This window comes from Streptomyces alkaliphilus (assembly GCF_014141535.1).
Taxonomy (GTDB): domain Bacteria; phylum Actinomycetota; class Actinomycetes; order Streptomycetales; family Streptomycetaceae; genus Streptomyces; species Streptomyces alkaliphilus.
On record NZ_VKHT01001364.1, the window covers coordinates 1 to 1048 of the forward strand.

Annotated in this window: 1 protein-coding gene; it reads right to left on the bottom strand. The window is 78.0% G+C overall.

Annotated features, from left to right (window positions below; translation table 11 throughout):
• Window positions 1-31 precede the first annotated feature (31 nt).
• The gene (locus FNQ90_RS24500; protein WP_182608337.1) at window positions 32-976 is read right to left on the bottom strand and encodes a cobalamin biosynthesis protein; all 945 of its coding nucleotides are present in this window, start codon (window positions 974-976) and stop codon (window positions 32-34) included.
• Between the last annotated feature and the right edge of the window lie 72 nt (window positions 977-1048).

Below are 1048 nucleotides of genomic sequence, written 5' to 3' on the forward strand. Positions count from 1 at the left end.
GCTGTGTATAAGAGACAGGCCTCCCGTTGCCTCACGAGCGGTGCCCCCCCGGTGGTGTCCGTGGCGCACGCCGCGCGCCGGCCGCTCCCGCGACGAGCGCGCCGGCCGTCGCCACCGCGAGCGCGGCCACGCCGACCCGGTGGGAGAGCCGGACCGCCCGGGCGATGTCACCCGGCTCCGGGGCCCGTCCGGCGGGGTTGAGGACCGGGCGGTGCTCGAGCCGTCCGCCGTAGGAGAGGGTGCCGCCCAGGCGCAATCCCAGCGCGCCCGCGAACGCCGCTTCCACCGGACCGGCGTTCGGGCTCGGGTGTCGCCCGCCATCGGCACGGCGCGCCCGCCGGGCGCCGCGCCGGTCGGGCCCGACGGCGGCCACGAGCAGCGCGGTCAGTCGGGATCCGGGCAGCCCCGCGAGGTCGTCCGACCGGGCGGAGGCCCAGCCGAACCGCGCGTACCGGGGGGAGCGGTGACCCACCATCGCGTCCAGGGTGTTCACGGCGCGAAAACCCATCAGCCCGGGCGCGCCGGCCACGGCACCCCACACCAGGGCGCCGACCACCGCGTCCGAGGTGTTCTCGGCGACCGACTCCACGACGGCGCGCGCGATGCCGTCCGCGTCCAGGGCCGCCGGGTCGCGTCCGCACAACCGGGGCAGCAACTCCCGGGCGCCCTCCGGGTCACCCGCCTCCAGGGCCGCCCCCACGCGCAGTGCCTCGCGCCCCAGGGTCGTCCCCCCCAGCGCGGCCCAGCAGGCCGCGGCGGTCATGACGGTCCGTCCCGATGGACCGAGACGGCGTTCCACCAGGGTGGCGGGCACGACGGTGCCGGCGACGCACAGGGCGGTGAAGGCGACCCCGGCGGCTCGACGGTCACGCCACAGCACGTTCTCCAGGGCGCCCGCCGCGCGACCGAAGCCGGCCACCGGGTGCCCGCGTCGCGGGTCGCCGAACAGTCGATCCGCCAGGTGACCCAGGAGCAGACCGGCTGCGGTCGAAGCGGCCGGGAGGAGCGAGGGGGTCGAACGCGGACGGCGGGTCGAGCGGTTCGGGGC